This window comes from Sulfuricurvum sp. (assembly GCF_049587615.1).
Lineage (GTDB): Bacteria > Campylobacterota > Campylobacteria > Campylobacterales > Sulfurimonadaceae > Sulfuricurvum.
Genome location: NZ_JBAVEF010000055.1, coordinates 1 through 1653 on the forward strand (window position 1 = coordinate 1; position 1653 = coordinate 1653).

1 protein-coding gene and 1 pseudogene are annotated in these 1653 nt (G+C 58.5%); both read left to right on the forward strand.

Annotated features, from left to right (window positions below; genetic code table 11):
* Positions 1–800: pseudogene (locus WB308_RS11065) on the forward strand (hypothetical protein); the annotation flags it as partial.
* A gap of 206 nt (positions 801–1006) precedes the next feature.
* Positions 1007–1653: helix-turn-helix domain-containing protein (locus WB308_RS11070; RefSeq protein WP_424191480.1), on the forward strand; the 647-nt coding region annotated here is incomplete at its 3' end.

The following is a 1653-nucleotide window of genomic DNA, read 5'->3' on the forward strand; positions in this document are numbered from 1 at the left end:
ATGAGGTCCCTGGGGCAGTTTTTCGGGAAGAAGAAGATGCCGCTGGCTATTTCCTGGTGCTGCAGCAGGTTTGCTTGAGCAAAGGCCTCCCGCAGGCGGTGTACGCCGACCAGCACACCATTTTTCAGAGCCCCAGTCAGCCAACGGTCGAGCAAGAGCTATCCGGAGAGCTGCCGCGCACCCAGTTTGGCCGCCTGGTGGACGAATTGGGCATCCAGCTGATCGCCGCCCGCAGCCCACAGGCCAAAGGACGCATCGAACGGCTGTGGGGCACCTTGCAAGACCGCCTGGTCAAGGAACTACGCAAGGCAGGCGCTAACGATCTGCAGAGCGCCAACCGGGTCCTGGCGGCTTACCTGCCCAAGTTCAACGCCCGCTTTCAGGTCGAAGCCGCTGAGCCTGGTTCAGCCTACGTCCCTTGGCCTGAAGAGCGAGAGCCGCTTAATTACTTCTGCTTCAAGTACACCCGTAAGGTGACTAACGACAACACCATTTCTTTGGATAGTCACCGCCTGCAGATCCCACCCGGCCCCCAGCGCAAAAGCTTCGCCAAAGCCAGAGTTGAGTTGCGCCACTCCCTGGATGGCAGCCTGGCCGTATGCTATCAGGGGCAAACCCTGGCTACCTTTCAGTCCGCTACCTCTGCTCCTCCTCGGGTGGGCCAGTTCCAGCCGGCTGTTCCCGCCTCCCCCTCACCTGAGCCGGACAGGGTCAAGTTGCCCAAATCACCTCGCCAACCCTGGAAACCACCCCCGGACCACCCCTGGCGCAAGCCATTGGTTGCCAAGGTGACAAAATGAAAAGACGAGATGGCTTTGAAAAGCCGCTCTCGCCTTCTCGTTGGGGGGTGTCCCGATTATACTCGGCTCACACCCTTTGCCAAGGTGACATTTTCCCTTACCAGTTAGGGTGTCATTTTCCCTGAACAATGACACCCAGGAAGAGCGAGGTTGTTGTTGTTCAGCGAATTTGACACCCCCTGACTGTTCAGCGAAAATGTCACCCTATGAACACACAGGTGATATTGACCATGAAAGAACAGCACAAGTTGAAGATGGTAATCGACTACGAAGCTGGGAAAGTACACGCACAAAGAGCAGCGGAATTGCTCGGCATCTCGAAACGGCAGTTTCGCCGGCTAGTAGCAGCTTATCGCCAGAAGGGTATTGCAGCCCTGGCACACGGGAATCGAGGCAGAGAACCTGCCAACCGCATCTCGGAGCAGGTGCGGCAGGAGATCCTGCGGTTGGCCAAGGAGACCTACCGGGATTACAACGATTGTCACTTCACCGAAGAGCTGGCTGAACAGCCTGAGCCGATCGTGGTCTCGCGTTCCAGCCTGCGGCGCATTCGGCGGGCAGCTGGACAAGGCAGCCCGAGGAAGCGGCGAGCACCTGAGTATCGCAGCCACCGGGAACGTTATCCGCAGGCTGGGATGCTGCTGCAAACGGATGGCAGCCGCCACGATTGGTTGGAAGGGCGCGGACCGTGGCTAACCCTGGTGGGCATGATCGATGACGCCGATAATGAGGTCCCTGGGGCAGTTTTTCGGGAAGAAGAAGATGCCGCTGGCTATTTCCTGGTGCTGCAGCAGGTTTGCTTGAGCAAAGGCCTCCCGCAGGCGGTGTACGCCGACCAGCACACCATTTTTCA